This window comes from Streptomyces sp. 6-11-2 (assembly GCF_006540305.1).
Taxonomy (GTDB): domain Bacteria; phylum Actinomycetota; class Actinomycetes; order Streptomycetales; family Streptomycetaceae; genus Streptomyces.
Genome location: NZ_BJOR01000001.1, coordinates 3,521,068 through 3,535,341 on the forward strand (window position 1 = coordinate 3,521,068; position 14,274 = coordinate 3,535,341).

Annotated in this window: 16 protein-coding genes; 7 read left to right on the forward strand and 9 right to left on the reverse strand. The window is 69.3% G+C overall.

Annotated features, from left to right (window positions below; all coding sequences use genetic code 11):
- The first annotated feature begins 35 nt into the window (after nucleotides 1-35).
- Nucleotides 36-272, forward strand: coding sequence for a 30S ribosomal protein S18 (gene rpsR, locus TNCT6_RS15170; protein WP_003949403.1), 237 nt, complete (start codon nucleotides 36-38; stop codon nucleotides 270-272).
- A gap of 18 nt (nucleotides 273-290) precedes the next feature.
- The gene (gene rplI / locus TNCT6_RS15175) at nucleotides 291-737 is read left to right on the forward strand and encodes a 50S ribosomal protein L9 (RefSeq protein WP_141359879.1); all 447 of its coding nucleotides are present in this window, start codon (nucleotides 291-293) and stop codon (nucleotides 735-737) included.
- 346 nt (nucleotides 738-1,083) lie between these two features.
- Here rplI and TNCT6_RS15180 read toward each other — a convergent pair whose 3' ends face one another.
- Nucleotides 1,084-2,421, reverse strand: coding sequence for an MATE family efflux transporter (locus tag TNCT6_RS15180; protein WP_141359880.1), 1,338 nt, complete (start codon nucleotides 2,419-2,421; stop codon nucleotides 1,084-1,086).
- A gap of 460 nt (nucleotides 2,422-2,881) precedes the next feature.
- On the opposite strand from TNCT6_RS15180, the gene dnaB reads away from it, so the two are divergent.
- A complete protein-coding gene (gene dnaB / locus TNCT6_RS15185; protein WP_141359881.1) occupies nucleotides 2,882-4,360 on the forward strand; it encodes a replicative DNA helicase in 1,479 nt (492 codons plus the stop codon).
- 107 nt (nucleotides 4,361-4,467) lie between these two features.
- Here the strand turns inward: dnaB and TNCT6_RS15190 are convergent, their stop codons facing one another.
- The gene (locus TNCT6_RS15190; protein WP_141359882.1) at nucleotides 4,468-5,034 is read right to left on the reverse strand and encodes a dihydrofolate reductase family protein; all 567 of its coding nucleotides are present in this window, start codon (nucleotides 5,032-5,034) and stop codon (nucleotides 4,468-4,470) included.
- A 358-nt stretch (nucleotides 5,035-5,392) separates the two neighbouring features.
- Here TNCT6_RS15190 and TNCT6_RS15195 point away from each other — a divergent pair, with 358 nt between their 5' ends.
- Nucleotides 5,393-6,778 (forward strand): serine hydrolase, encoded by a 1,386-nt coding sequence (locus tag TNCT6_RS15195; protein ID WP_141359883.1) that lies wholly within the window; start codon nucleotides 5,393-5,395, stop codon nucleotides 6,776-6,778.
- A gap of 67 nt (nucleotides 6,779-6,845) precedes the next feature.
- Here TNCT6_RS15195 and TNCT6_RS15200 read toward each other — a convergent pair whose 3' ends face one another.
- From TNCT6_RS15200 to TNCT6_RS15230, 7 genes are all read right to left on the reverse strand, one after another.
- Nucleotides 6,846-7,298: a GNAT family N-acetyltransferase gene (locus tag TNCT6_RS15200; RefSeq protein WP_141359884.1), complete on the reverse strand. Its 453-nt coding sequence runs from the start codon at nucleotides 7,296-7,298 to the stop codon at nucleotides 6,846-6,848.
- A gap of 54 nt (nucleotides 7,299-7,352) precedes the next feature.
- Entirely contained in the window at nucleotides 7,353-7,817 is a 465-nt protein-coding gene (locus TNCT6_RS15205; RefSeq protein ID WP_141359885.1) for a MarR family winged helix-turn-helix transcriptional regulator, read from the reverse strand.
- Nucleotides 7,818-7,970: 153 nt separating this feature from the next.
- The gene (locus tag TNCT6_RS15210; RefSeq protein ID WP_141359886.1) at nucleotides 7,971-8,837 is read right to left on the reverse strand and encodes a GNAT family N-acetyltransferase; all 867 of its coding nucleotides are present in this window, start codon (nucleotides 8,835-8,837) and stop codon (nucleotides 7,971-7,973) included.
- 90 nt (nucleotides 8,838-8,927) lie between these two features.
- Nucleotides 8,928-9,410, reverse strand: coding sequence for an NUDIX domain-containing protein (locus TNCT6_RS15215; protein WP_141359887.1), 483 nt, complete (start codon nucleotides 9,408-9,410; stop codon nucleotides 8,928-8,930).
- A gap of 118 nt (nucleotides 9,411-9,528) precedes the next feature.
- Nucleotides 9,529-10,434: a LysR family transcriptional regulator gene (locus TNCT6_RS15220; protein WP_141359888.1), complete on the reverse strand. Its 906-nt coding sequence runs from the start codon at nucleotides 10,432-10,434 to the stop codon at nucleotides 9,529-9,531.
- A gap of 281 nt (nucleotides 10,435-10,715) precedes the next feature.
- A complete protein-coding gene (locus tag TNCT6_RS15225; protein WP_141359889.1) occupies nucleotides 10,716-11,906 on the reverse strand; it encodes a cystathionine gamma-lyase in 1,191 nt (396 codons plus the stop codon).
- A gap of 96 nt (nucleotides 11,907-12,002) precedes the next feature.
- Nucleotides 12,003-12,380 (reverse strand): phage holin family protein, encoded by a 378-nt coding sequence (locus tag TNCT6_RS15230; protein ID WP_141359890.1) that lies wholly within the window; start codon nucleotides 12,378-12,380, stop codon nucleotides 12,003-12,005.
- 48 nt (nucleotides 12,381-12,428) lie between these two features.
- Here TNCT6_RS15230 and TNCT6_RS15235 point away from each other — a divergent pair, with 48 nt between their 5' ends.
- The 3 genes from TNCT6_RS15235 to TNCT6_RS15245 all read left to right on the forward strand — a co-directional run bounded on the left by TNCT6_RS15235 (nucleotide 12,429) and on the right by TNCT6_RS15245 (nucleotide 14,239).
- Complete coding sequence (locus TNCT6_RS15235; RefSeq protein WP_023548672.1) at nucleotides 12,429-12,746, forward strand: cupin domain-containing protein; 318 nt, start codon at nucleotides 12,429-12,431, stop codon at nucleotides 12,744-12,746.
- A 179-nt stretch (nucleotides 12,747-12,925) separates the two neighbouring features.
- Nucleotides 12,926-13,138, forward strand: coding sequence for a DUF5326 family protein (locus TNCT6_RS15240; protein WP_141359891.1), 213 nt, complete (start codon nucleotides 12,926-12,928; stop codon nucleotides 13,136-13,138).
- A 201-nt stretch (nucleotides 13,139-13,339) separates the two neighbouring features.
- Nucleotides 13,340-14,239, forward strand: a complete 900-nt coding sequence (locus tag TNCT6_RS15245) for an IclR family transcriptional regulator (RefSeq protein WP_373996172.1) — start codon at nucleotides 13,340-13,342, stop codon at nucleotides 14,237-14,239.
- The last annotated feature ends 35 nt before the right edge of the window (nucleotides 14,240-14,274 follow it).

Sequence of the window (14,274 nt, forward strand, 5' to 3'; positions counted from 1 at the left end):
GTACCCACACTTCTTGATCACACAGGAGAAACACCATGGCGAAGCCGCCTGTGCGCAAGCCTAAGAAGAAGGTCTGCGCTTTCTGCAAGGACAAGGTCACGTACGTGGACTACAAGGACACGAACATGCTGCGGAAGTTCATTTCCGACCGCGGCAAGATCCGTGCCCGTCGCGTGACCGGCAACTGCACGCAGCACCAGCGTGACGTCGCCACGGCTGTCAAGAACAGCCGTGAGATGGCGCTGCTGCCCTACACCTCCACCGCGCGCTAAGGGAAGGGTGAGCCACACATGAAGATCATCCTCACCCACGAGGTCTCCGGCCTCGGTGCCGCGGGCGACGTCGTGGACGTCAAGGACGGCTACGCTCGCAACTACCTGATCCCGCGGAAGTTCGCGATCCGCTGGACCAAGGGCGGCGAGAAGGACGTCGAGCAGATCCGTCGTGCTCGCAAGATCCACGAGATCCAGACCATCGAGCAGGCCAACCAGATCAAGGCCCAGCTCGAGGGCGTGAAGGTCCGCCTGGCCGTCCGCTCCGGCGACTTCGGCCGCCTGTTCGGTTCCGTCACCCCGGCCGACGTCGCCTCGGCGATCAAGGCTGCCGGCGGTCCCGAGGTCGACAAGCGCCGCATCGAGCTGGGCGCGCCGATCAAGACCCTGGGCGGTCACGAGACGTCCGTGCGTCTGCACCCCGAGGTTGCCGCCAAGGTCAGCATCGAGGTCGTCGCCGCGTAAGGCACTCTGCTCGGCTTGAGTAGTCGTGAAGGGGCCGCATCCGTCGAGGATGCGGCCCCTTCCGCGTGACCAGTGGTGTGACCGGAAAGGTTCACCGGCTCGCGGCGTCCGGCACGGCACTCCCCCAGCCTTCGGCCGGGGGTACCCCCACGCCGCGTTGTCGCATCACCCGAGTACATCCAGTACGCGGGTGATGCTCCGCCTTGCGATGTACCGCACCGGACGCCGCGAGCTTCCCGGCAAACCTTCCCGGCCACAGCACTAGGGTCATGGCGCTGAGGTCAGGGGCGCGGGAAACGGCGTTTCATGTGAAACATGGCAGCCCGCGGTGTTTCACGTGAAACGGTCAGCGTGTCGCTCCCGTGACGATCCATCGGCCCGAGCGGGAACGCAGCCACAGCGTCAGCATCCGCACGGTCATCATCAACGTCATGGCCGCCCAGAGCGCGGTGAGCCCGCCGCCCAGAAGGGGAACGAGCAACGCCACAGGCGTGAAGACCGCCAAGGTCACCAGCATGGCGCCGGCGAGATACGGTCCGTCCCCCGCGCCCATCAGCACACCATCCAGGACGAAGACCACGCCGCAGATCGGCTGGGAGAACGCCACCAGGAGCAGTGCGGCCAGTGCCGTGTCCTTGACGAGGGCGTCACTGGTGAACAGCGACAGGAAGAGCGGTCGGCTCAGGATCACCAGGAGCCCGAGGGCGAATCCGACGGCTATCCCCCACTGCACCATGCGTCGACAGGCCTCGCGAGCGCCCTCCGGATCGTCGGCGCCGAGATAGCGGCCGATGATGGCCTGTCCGGCGATCGCGATGGCGTCGAGGGCGAACGCGAGCAGGCTCCACAGGGACAGGACGATCTGGTGGGCGGCGATGTCCGCGTCACCGAGGCGGGCCGCCACGGCCGTGGCGATCAGCAGGATCGCCCGCAGGGAGAGCGTACGGACGAGCAGCGGAGCACCCGCCTGTGCGGATGCCCTGATGCCGGCCCGATCGGGCCGCAGGGAGGCGTGGTGCCGGCGGGCCCCACGGACGACCACACAGAGGTAGACCGCCGCCATGCCGCACTGGGCGATGACGGTGCCCCAGGCCGAGCCCGCGATGCCGAGTCCGGCGCCATAGACGAGCCCGACATTGAGGGCGGCGTTGGCGACGAACCCGGCGACGGCGACATACAGCGGCGTCCGGGTGTCCTGGAGCCCGCGAAGGACTCCGGTCGCGGCCAGCACGACCAGCATGGCCGGAATGCCGAGTGAGGAGATGCGCAGATAGGTCGTCGCATACGGTGCCGCCGTGTGCGATGCGCCGAAAAGGTCCACCAAGGCGGGTGCGGTGGGCAGGACGATCGCGATGACGGCGGCCCCGAGCAGCAGTGCCAGCCAGATGCCGTCCATGCCCTGGCGGATGGCTGACCGGATATCGCCCGCGCCGACGCGGCGGGCGACGGCCGCCGTGGTGGCGTAGGCGAGGAAGACGAAGATGCTGACGGCGGTGGTCAGAAGGGCCGAGGCGATACCGAGTCCGGCGAGCTGCGCCGTGCCGAGATGGCCGACGATCGCGCTGTCGGCCATCACGAACAGGGGCTCGGCGACGAGTGCGCCGAAGGCCGGTACGGCCAGCGCGACGATCTCTCGGTCGTGCCGGCGCCGGGTGGCCGGGCGGCGTGCGGGGGCCTGTGTCATGAGCATCAATGTAATCGTCCACAGGTAAGAGATGCAAAGCCCTTGCATTCCTTACTTGAGGATTGACGGCGTTCGCTTGTGCGTACCGTTCGAGGCGATCTTGGTCCGACTGGGAAAGTTTTTCTTCTGCACAGCCGGTGGACGGGAAAGTAGCAGGTCAGCGGGGTCCTGTGGGTGGCGCCGAGGGCTTTTTCACAGGGCTGTCCACCGGCTCGTGCACAGGTTTCGCCGAGTTCTCCACAGCATCGGGGTGCTCGTCCACATGGCCTGTGGATAACCAGATTGGCTGACGCTGTTCTGGGCCCTACCGTGGTCCGGCGCCCGCTCCGTCCGCCGGCTTCCAAAGCGTCATAAACCTGACGCGCCTGAAGCGGAGTTGGGCCTCTCATTTTGTCAGTGCCGTCCCGTACAACAGAGGGGCACGGCGAGGTCCGCTCGGCGGACGGGAGGAGGCTGCTCGGTGAGCATTTCCGAGCCCCTGGACGACCCGTGGGCCGACAGCGGTCCAGGTGATCGTCTGCCCGCCTCCCGCCGCCGGCCCGACGGGGAGCGTGGCCGGGACGAGCAGCACGATCGCGGCCGGGAAAACCGCGCGTGGGACGACGGGGGCTCCGCCTTCGAACGCGTTCCCCCACAGGACCTCGACGCCGAACAGTCGGTACTCGGCGGCATGCTCCTGTCGAAGGACGCCATCGCCGACGTGGTGGAGATCCTCAAGGGCCATGACTTCTACAAGCCGGCCCACGAGACGATCTACACGGCGATCCTCGACGTCTATGCCAAGGGCGAGCCGGCCGACCCCATCACCATCGCCGCCGAGCTCACCAGACGCGGCGAGATCAACAAGGTCGGCGGCGCCTCGTATCTGCACACGCTCGTGCAGACCGTGCCGACGGCGGCCAACGCCGCGTACTACGCCGAGATCGTCCATGAGCGGGCGATCCTGCGCCGCCTGGTCGAGGCGGGTACGCGCATCACCCAGATGGGATACGCGGCCGACGACGACGTCGACGAGATCGTCAACCGAGCCCAGGCCGAGGTCTACGCGGTCACCGAGCAGCGCACCAGCGAGGACTACCTGCCGCTGGGCGACATCATGGAGGGCGCGCTCGACGAGATCGAGGCGATCGGTTCGCGCAGCGGGGAGATGACGGGTGTGCCCACCGGGTTCACCGACTTCGACTCGCTGACGAACGGTCTGCACCCGGGCCAGATGATCGTCATCGCCGCGCGCCCCGCGATGGGCAAGTCGACGCTCGCGCTGGACTTCGCGCGGGCGGCGTCGATCAAGAACAACCTGCCCAGCGTCATCTTCTCGCTGGAAATGGGGCGCAACGAGATCGCGATGCGTCTGCTGTCCGCCGAGGCCCGGGTCGCCCTGCACCACATGCGTTCGGGCACGATGACCGACGAGGACTGGACGCGGCTGGCCCGCCGGATGCCGGACGTCTCGGCCGCCCCGCTCTACATCGACGACTCCCCGAACCTGTCGATGATGGAGATCCGTGCCAAGTGCCGGCGCCTGAAGCAGCGCAACGACCTCAAGCTGGTCGTGATCGACTATCTCCAGCTGATGCAGTCCGGCGGTTCCAAGCGTGCCGAGAGCCGGCAGCAGGAGGTCTCGGACATGTCCCGAAACCTCAAGCTGCTGGCCAAGGAGCTGGAGATCCCGGTCATCGCCCTCTCCCAGCTCAACCGTGGCCCCGAGCAGCGCACCGACAAGAAACCGATGGTCTCCGACCTGCGTGAGTCGGGATCCATCGAGCAGGACGCCGACATGGTCATCCTGCTGCACCGCGAGGACGCCTACGAGAAGGAGTCGCCGCGCGCCGGCGAGGCCGACCTGATCGTCGCCAAGCACCGAAACGGTCCGACCGCGACGATCACGGTCGCCTTCCAGGGCCACTACTCGCGGTTCGTGGACATGGCACAGACCTGATCCGGCGACCGTGTAGGGTCTCGCGGCTGATGTCGTAATCTCACGGGCCGTGTCGTACCGATGTCGTATACGACATCACCGTGAGACTAGCGCGTGGGTGCTGCTGCTCAGCGCCTCGTCTCGTACCTGGTCAGGACCACGCCGCCGGGAAACGTCCGCGTCTCCACCAGGTTCAGGTTCACCCAGCTGTCCAGCGCGGTGAAGAACGGCGTGCCGGCGCCCACCAGGACCGGATGGGCGGCGATCACGTACTCGTCGATCAGCCCGGCGCGCATGGCCGCCCCGGCGAGCGTTGCGCCGCCGATGTTCATTGGGCCGCCGTCCTCGGCCTTGAGCCGGGTGATCTCGGCGATCGCGTCGCCGGTGACCAGGCGGGTGTTCCAGTCGACCTTGTCGATCGTCGAGGAGAACACCACCTTCGGCGTGTCCCGCCAGTTCCGCGCGAACTCGATCTCCGCCGGGGTGGCGTTGGGCTGCTGGTCGCCGGTCGGCCAGTAGGAGCTCATCGTCTCCCACAGCTTGCGCCCGTACAGCGACAGGCCACTCGCCTGCTCGTGGTCGAGCCACCACTGGAACAGCTCGTGGCTCGGCGGTCCGCTCCAGCCGATGTTGTCGCCGGCCGCGGCGATGTAGCCATCCAGAGTCAGGTTCATGGCGTAGATCAGTTTCCGCATGGCCCAGCCTTCCGTCCGTGGGTGTCCGGCGTATAGACCAGCGCGGCGCGGGAAACTCATCGGTGCGCGATCTGGGCTCGCCGGTAGTCCTCGTGCTCGGGGCTCAGCGTGGTGTACTCGGCCGACACGGGCAAGCCGCCTGATCTCGACCTCGCCCTCGCGGGGAAATGCCACGGATTTCAGACTGATCACGGGTGACAAGGCCGTGAGACAGCCAAGAACGCCCAGGTCACGCAAGATCGACATGTCACGAGCGGCGAAACCCTACAGCGACCGCGGACCGCCCGAGCACGGTTCTCCGCGGCCGTTCGGAGAAATCTGCTCGACGTGTGCCGGACACTGCGGGTGGACTGGGGGCATGACGACATCTCAGGATGACCTGCTTCCCGGTACCCGCCGGGCGCTGCTGCACCGGATCGCCGTGGCCCAGACCGAGGGGCGGGCGCCGTCGCTCGTCGCGGCGGTCGTGCGGGACGGGCGGACGGTCTGGCACGGTGCGCGGACGTCGGTGGACGGACACGCACCGGACCAGAACACGCAGTACCGCATCGGCTCGATCACCAAGACCTTCACCGCCGTGCTCGTTCTGCGGCTGCGCGACGAGGGCCTGCTCGACCTCGGGGACCCGCTGGAGAAGCATCTGCCGGGCACCGGCGTGGGGGAGGCGACCGTAGCCGATCTGCTGGCGCACACGGGCGGGCTGGCCGCTGAGTCGCCGGCGCCCTGGTGGGAGAGATCGCCGGGGTCGCTGCGTCCCGAACTGGCCGATGTACTGGGCGAGGAACCGCTGCGGCATCCGGTCGGCCGGCGGTTCCACTACTCGAATCCCGGCTACACCCTGCTGGGTGCGCTCGTCGCGGAGTTGCGGGGCGCTCCCTGGGAGGAGGTTCTGCGGCGGGAAGTGCTCGAACCCCTGGGTCTGCGCCGCACGAATGCCCGCCCCGAGGCCCCGCACGCGGGGGGCTGGGCGGTGCATCCCTGGGCCGATGCGCTGCTGCCCGAGCCTGCCGAGGACCTCGGGCGGATGGCTCCGGCCGGGCAACTGTGGTCCACGACAGGTGATGTGGCCCGCTTCGCCGCCTTCCTGGTCCAGGGGGACGACGGGGTGCTGAGCGCCGAGTCGCTGCGGGAGATGAGGACTCCGGCGGCTCCGCCCGAGGCGGCGGATGTGGCGTCCGGGTACGCGTACGGCCTGGGGCTCGAGGTGCGGCGGTGGGGTGAGCGCCTCCTCGTCGGGCACAGCGGGTCGCTTCCGGGCTTCCTGGCCTCGCTCACCATCGGTGTGGAGGACGACGTGGCAGCGGTGGTGCTGGCGAACTGCACGTCCGGGCCGGCGGTCACCGCGGTGGGGGCCGACCTCGTGCGGATCGTCGCCGACGCCGAGCCGCGGATCCCGGAGCCCTGGCGGCCGTTGCGGAAGGTCGAGCCGTCGGTGCTGGAGCTGGCGGGCCAGTGGTACTGGGGGACCAACGGGTTCGGCCTGCGGCTGACGGCCGACGGACTCGCCTCGTTGGAGCCGCTGTCCGGCAATGGCCGGCGTTCGCGGTTCCGGTCGAACGGTGACGGGACCTGGACGGGACTGGAGGGCTACTACGCCGGAGAGGTGCTGCGGGTGGTGCGACGGCCGGACGGGTCCGTGGACCATCTGGACCTCGGGTCGTTCGTGTTCACGCGTCAGCCGTACGACGTGGACGCTTCCGTGCCCGGCGGCGTGGACCCGGAGGGGTGGCGCGGCATCGGATAGCGCCCTGGAAGTTCTGAAGGGCGGGCGTTTCACGTGAAACGCCCGCCCTTCGGTGCGTTCGAGGTGCTCACAGGTGAAGCTTGAAGCCCAGGTGCGAGGCTTCGAAACCCAGCCGCTCGTAGAAGCGGTGGGCGTCGGTGCGTGTCCTGTCGGAGGTCAGCTGGACCAACTGGCAGCCTTCGCGCCGTGATGTGTCGACGGCCCACTCGATGAGCCGCGTGCCCAGGCCGCTGCCTCGCTCGTCCGCGTGGATGCGGACGCCTTCGATGATCGACCGGGTGGAGCCGCGCCGGGACAGGCCCGGAATGATCGTGAGCTGGAGCGTGCCGACGACGCGGTCCTCGCGCACGGCGACCACCAGGTGCTGGTGGGGATCGGCGCTGAGCCGCTCCAGCGCGGTCACATAGGGCGCGAGGTCGTCCGGGGACTCACGCTGCGCCCCCAGCGGGTCGTCCGCGAGCATGGCCACGATGGAGGGGACGTCGGCGGCGACAGCGGCTCGTATGGCGAGATCTTCCATGTCCCGCACCCTATGGGCTGGTCCGGCCCGCACCGGGACCATGCCGGGGCGGGTCTATGCCGGGGCGGTCGCGTGCAAGGACTCGACGGCCCGGACCAGCGGTGCCAGATCGGGGTTCTTCGCGGCTTCGTCGAGTGCCTCGCGCAGGGCGCCGTCGTTGGTCGGCCGGGCCTGGGCCAGGAGCTTGAGACCGGTTTCGGTGACGCTGGTGTAGATGCCGCGGCGGTCCGTGGGGCACAGATAGCGCTCGAGCAGACCGCGGTCCTCGAGCCGGGTGACCAGCCGGGTGGTGGCGCTCTGGCTGAGGACGACCGCGTCCGCGACCTGCTTCATCTGCAGATGGCCGCCCTCACCGTCGTGTTGCCGGCTGAGCACGTCGAGCAGCGAGTATTCGCGCACGCTGAGATCGTGCCCGGCCTGAAGGGCGCGCTCGATGTGCGTCTCGATCCTGCCGTGCAGCAGGGCGAGCGCGGACCAGCCCTGGGCCAGGGCGGTCAGCGCGGGGTCCCTCGCTGTCATGGGCGTTTCCTCCGTCCCGGAGCGGCTGAATCCAGGATAGGGCAGCGCAACGATAGACAGCCTTTGAAGATATAGCGCGCACGCAACTATTGCGCCCCTCCGGTTTGGCGGAAGTCGGGACCTCCGGGAAGACATGAGCCCGGAGCGGCTGCCTCAGCCCGCCGCCACGGTGAGCGGTGCGAACCGACGGGTCCAGTCCCCGGGCGACTCCGCGACGCCGTACATCATGACGTCATTGCGCATCACCGGCGCCAGCCCGCGTTCCGTCACCCAGGCCAGCAGCTCTTCGTGGCGTACGTCGATGTCCGTGCGCAGCCGGCGGTCGGTTCGGGCGGCGAGGGAGGCGATCAGGGCTTTGGCCGTCTCCGTGTCCCGGGCGATCAGGGGACCCACGACATGGGTGTCCATGTTGGGCCAGGCCGCCGCGTACCCGATGATCCGGCCGTGCTCCTCGGCGACGCGCAACTGGTCGGCGAACGCGGGCAGTCGCGTGATGGCCGGGGTTCGATCAATGCCGAACACCTCTTCGTCGAGCCGCAGGATGCCCGGGAGGTCCGCGGCGGTGGCCGCGCGCGTGGCGACAGGAGTCCGCGACGCGTCCGGTGTGAAGTGCCCGACCACCATCTCCGCCCTGCCGGTGACCTTGAAGCCCAGCTCCTCGTAGAGCGGGCGGCCGAGCGGGGTCGCATGGAGGGTCAGAGGGGTGCTGCCCATCGTCGAGACCACGTGGCGCATCAGCCGCCGTCCGATGCCCTGGCGGGCATGCCGCTCGGCGACCAGGACCATGCCGATGGCGCCGAGATCCGGGCGGCCCTGCGGTCCGTACTCGCTCACGACACACGCGGCGACGAGTCCTCCGTCCGGGTCGTCGATGCCGTAGCCCGTCCCGGCCGTCAGGAGAAAGCTCCACTTGTGCTCCTCCCGCGGCCACCCCCGGTCCTCGGACAAGTCGGCGCAGGCGGTGAGATCGCGAAGCGTCAGGCGGCGGATGGGGAAATGAGCGGGAGAAGGAGTCGACACGCAGGTCAGGCTGTCCGAAGGACCCCCTCGGCGTCCACCCGTTTCGGACCGGACGTACGTGCTTTTGGCCACGGCCGGGTGACCCGTTCCTCAGCCCAGGTCGGGAGCGTGCATGGCCCGCACGCCCTCGATGTTTCCGTCCAGGTAGTGGCGCAGGGACAGCGGAACCAGATGGACGGAGGCGATGCCGACCCGTGTGAACGGCACCCGTACGATCTCGTACTCGCCGGCGGGCTGGTCCACTTCGGGGCCATGTCGCTGGGAGAGGTTCATGGACTCCAGCCGGCAGACGAAGAAGTGCTGCACCTTCACACCGGTCGCGCCGCCGTCCTCGCCGATGTGCTCCACGGTGTCCACGAAGCAGGGCACCACGTCGGTGATCTTGGCGCCGAGTTCCTCGTGCACCTCGCGGTGCAGAGCGTCGACGACGGTCGCGTCCCCGGGCTCGACCCCGCCACCGGGAGTGACCCAGTAGGGATCGACACCGGGCTTGGTGCGCTTGATCAGGATCAGGTCGTCACCATCGAGGAGAACGGCACGGGCGGTGCGCTTGACCACGGGTCGGACGGTCATGGGAGAAATGTGGCCCGGCTGGTTCCACGTGAAACATCGCACGCCGCCCCGGTCTCATGCCGCGCCCTTCTCCTGCCCCGTGTTCCCTTGCCCTCCCCTGTCCTCCTTTCTTCTCTGCTCAGCACCAGGCGGTGGCCGCCCGCAGCAGCCACTCATGGGCCCGCGCGATGTGCGGCATCGCCAGCGTTCCGGTTCGGACCGCGAGGAAGTAGGTGCGCAGCGGTGGCACCGCCGGCTCGTGCAGGGGCACGATCTCCCCCCGCCCCAGGGCGGCCGTGCACAGATACCGGGGCAGCACCGCGAGCCCCGCGCCCGCCACCACGCAGGCGAGGACCGCGCGCAGATCGGGGACGATCACCGTGCCGGAGGCCGCGGGCCGGGCCTCGAAGACCGACCCCCAGTAGCGGGAGGCGAAGGGCAGCGACTCGTGGACCTCGATCACGGGGACGGTGTCCAGGGCGGGTACGGCCGTACGGCGGGGTGTCGCCTGGTCGATCCGCTCGGCCCAGCGCGGAGCGGCGACCAGGACGTGCTCCTCGTCGCACAGCGGAGCCGCCGTGAGCAGCCCGCCGCGGGGCCGGGCCGTGCTGATGGCCAGATCGTGATGTCCGGCGGACAGGCCGTTCAGGGCCTCCTCGGCGGTCCCGAAGGAGGTGCGCAGCGCGAAGCCCTCCCCGTCGTCGCCGGTCAGCCCGGTCAGCGCGGGCAGGGCCCGCTCGGCGATGAACTCCGGCGGCCCGGCCAGATGCAGCGTGCGCAGGGAGGACTCGTCGTCCAGGCCGGTCTCGGTGATCTCCACGAGCGCGTCCAGATGCGGCGCGGCCTTGTGCGCGAGTTCGTCGCCGATGGTCGTGGGCGTCACACCGCGGGCCTGGCGCAGGAACAGGGGACGTCCCAACTGCCGTTCCAACGTGCGGATCTGGGAGGTGACGGCCGGCTGGGAGAGACCGAGGAGTGCCGCGGCGCGGGTGAAGGAGCCCGCTCGGTGCACGGTCACGAACGTGCGCAGCAATGCCAGATCCATGGCACGCCCACCCCTCTTGGTGCCCTTTTGTACGGCCCCCCGGCCCCGCCCAACTATAAATATGTCGATAGGTCTCTGTCGCTACTGTGATTGGACACTGACACAGAGTCAACTAGCCTTGTTCGCGCGGTTCTTCGCGCGCGGAACCGAGGGCGGTCCGAGCCACGAGGGGGGAGGCTCGGACCGCCCGCTGTGCACGGACGGAAACGGACGGAGACCGCCGGCACTCGCAGGAGACCTGTCAGGCGCCCGCCGGGGACCGGCCGGCGTCCGGGAAGCGGTCAGTGAGCCGGCTCGGCCGACTCGTCCAGCGCCCGCAGCACATCCGCCACCAGGTCCTCGGGGTCCTCCGCACCGACGGACATCCGGATGAAGCCCTCCGGCACCGCGTCACCGCCCCACCGTCCTCGCCGCTCGGCCGTGGAGCGCACTCCGCCGAAGCTCGTCGCGGGGTCCACGAGTCGCAGCGCGTCGAGAAAGCGCTCGGCACGCGCACGTGTGGGCAGCGTGAAGGACACCACGCACCCGTAGCGCCGCATCTGCCGTGAGGCGATCTTGTGGGAGGGGTCGTCGGGCAGCCCGGGGTAGCGCAGCCCGGTCACCTCGGGCCGGCCACGCAGCGCCTCGGCGAGAGCGAGGGCGGAGGCGTTCTGCCGGTCGACGCGCAGGTGCAGGGTGGCGATCGAACGATGGGCGAGCCAGGCCTCCATCGGTCCCGGGATGGCACCGACGATCTTGCGCCAGCGGCGTACGGCCGCCATGGCCGCACCGCCGCGGCCGACGACGTATCCCAGCAGGATGTCGCCGTGTCCGCTGAGCTGCTTGGTGCCGCTGGCCACGGAGAAGTCCGCGCCCAGCGCCAACGGCCGCTGCCCGAGCGGGGTCGCCAGGGTGTTGTCCACGGCGACCAGGGCGCCACGCGCGTGTGCCACCTCGACCAGCCGCCGGATGTCGCACACGTCCAGCCCCGGGTTCGACGGGGACTCGATCCACAGCAGCCGTGCCCCGTCCAGCGCGTCGAGCTGGGCGTCCCCGCCGGTCGGCGCCGTGCGTACCTCGATCCCGTACTCCTGGAGCTGCTCACGCACCAGGGGCAGCGCCTGGTAGCCGTCGCTGGGCAGCACCACCGCGTCCCCCGCGCGCAGTTGGGAGAAGAGCACCGACGAGATGGCGGCCATGCCGGAGGCGAACACGAGCGTCTCGACGCCGTCCTGCCCGGGTGCCTCCAGCTCGCCGATGGCGCGCTCCAGCAGCGTCCAGGTCGGGTTCTCGTCGCGGCCGTAGGTGTAGGGGCCCGTGGGGTCGCCCGGCAGATGGAAGTGGGCGGCGAACACCGGTCCCGGAAGTGTCGGTTCGTGCTTGACCGGCTCGGGCAGCCCGGCCCGCACCGCACGCGTGCCGTCACCGGCCCCGGTGGGGAAACGGGACTGCTCCCGGGTGCCGTTCGGGTCGTCCGCAGCGGAGTCGTTCATACCGCTCTGCCTTCCTTCGCTTGCTGTCGTCCTGCGGCGAGCGCTGCGTGACCCGCCGCCCACTTCCCCCTCGGGGCGCTCCCTCGGCCCCTCGGTTCAGTCCTCGTCCGGCAGAACCAGGTTCAGCGCCCAGGAGACGACCGAGACGATCAGGCCGCCCAGGACGGCCGTCCAGAAGCCCTCGACGTGGAAGCTCAGGTTGAGCTTGCCGCACACCCACGACGTCAGCAGCAGCATCAGAGCGTTGACCACCAGGGTGATCAGGCCCAGCGTCAGGATGAACAACGGGAAGGTCAGTACCTTCACGATCGGCTTGACCAGGAAGTTCACCAGCCCGAAGATCAGAGCGACGACGATCAGCGTGCCGGCCTTCTTGGCGGTGCTGTCGCCGGTCAGAGTGATTTTGTCGAGCAGCCACACGGCGACCGCCAGGGCGCCCGCGTTGGCGATCGTCTTGACTACGAAATTCTTCATGTGTCTGATCGTGGCAGACCAGATCGACTACGAGTACGGGCGAGGGCGATGAAGGCATTCCGGCTGGACGAACTGGAGGCGGAGCGAGCCGCCAACGAGGGCGCCTACCTTCAGTTCCTGCGCGAGCGGAACATGTCGGTCGGTCTGTACGCGCTCAACGCGGGCGAGCACGACCCGCAGAAGCCGCACAACCAGGACGAGGTGTACTTCGTCGTGAGCGGCCGCGCCTCGATCACCGTCGGTCTGGAGACGACCGAGGTGGCCCGCGGCAGCGTGGTGTACGTGCCGGCCGGAGTCGCCCACAAGTTCCACCACATCAGCGAGGATCTGAGGGTCCTGGTGGTGTTCTCTCCCCCGGAAGCCTGAGGCGGCGTCTCGGGGTTCCCTAGGGGACCGGTCAGGGCAGGACAAGGGGTGCGAGGGCTCCGCGGGGCGCCCTCCCGGCTCTAGCATCGAGTGCAGAACATCGACAGGGCCCGCACCGGGGAGTGCGGGATGCCGACAGGGCCCGGCACCGCGCCGGCGGAGAGATGAGGACGAGGGCAATGCGAGAGATCTTCGCGAGTCTGCCGTGGTGGGTGAAGTGGATCGCGGTGCCCGTCATCGCTCTGGTCGTCTTCGGCGGCGTGATAGCGAGCGTGATCGGCTTCGTGGTCTGGCTGCTGTTCAAGGTGCTGATCTTCGTCGCGCTGGTCGGCGGACTGATCTACATCGTGCGGAAGTTCATGGCGGGGTCGTCCTCACGCAGCGACTGGTGAGTGCCAGGGGGTACCGGTGAACCGGTAACGGGAGTCGCCGGTTCCCTCGCGGGAGGGAAGTTTCCCGGACAAGCCGTCCGTGTGCGGTGACAGGCGGATAAGGTCCGGAGATCGACGCGGGGGCCGGCCCCCGCGGGCGGCGTACACCCCCCATTCGTGTTCCCCGCACGGCTGCCCCCCTCGCGCTACGGGAGTGACCCCTTGGCCACGGTTGACACCGCACCCGCAGAACGGCACGCGCCGCCCGCACCCCGGGGGCCGTCCCGCTCGACGGCCCTCCCGGCGCAGCCGCGTTCGTCGGCCCCGTTGGAACGGCCCAGGGCCACGGTCCCGGAGCAGCCGAGGCCCCAGCAGCCCCCGACCCTCATCGGATCCGTGCAGCGCGCGATGCGCCTGCTGGAGACCGTCGCGCGGCACGAGCACGGAGCGCCCGCCAAGCAGCTCGCCCGTGAGACGGGTCTGGCCCTGCCTACCGCCTACCACCTGCTGCGCACCCTCGTCCACGAGGGCTATCTGCGCCGCGACCGGGGTCTGTTCTTCCTGGGTGAGGCCGCCGAGCGGCTGAGTAGCAGCGGAGCGGCGCAGAAACGTCGCACCACGATCGTCGAGGCGCTCGCCCAGTGGCGGGATGCCATCGGTGCGCCGCTGTACTACGCGATGTACCGCGAGGGCGAGATCGAGCTCATGTGCGTCTCCGCCACCGCGGCCATTCCGGCGGTCGAGGAATGGGCCGGCTTCCGCGAGACCGGGCACGCGCACGCGATCGGCCAGTGCCTGCTGTCCCAGCTGGACGACAGGGGCCGCCGCGATCACCTCGACCGCTACCCCGTGCAGTCCCTCACCCCGTACACGGTCCGTGACGAGCACACCGTGCTGCGGCGCCTGGAACGGGCCCGGCCGATGGAGCCGGTGACCGAGCGGCAGGAGTACGCGCTGGGGGCGGTGTGCGCGGCGATTCCCATCACGGTGGGCACCACGGCGGCCGCGATGGCCCTCTCCCTGCCGGCCCATCAGGCGGACCGGCTGCTGCCCGCCGCACGCCGGCTGCAACACGAGGTGGGACGGCGTCTGGGCTCCCTGGCGCTCTCTATCAGTATCTGAAAACTCACTCCTTGTGATCTGATGTGTACGTTCAG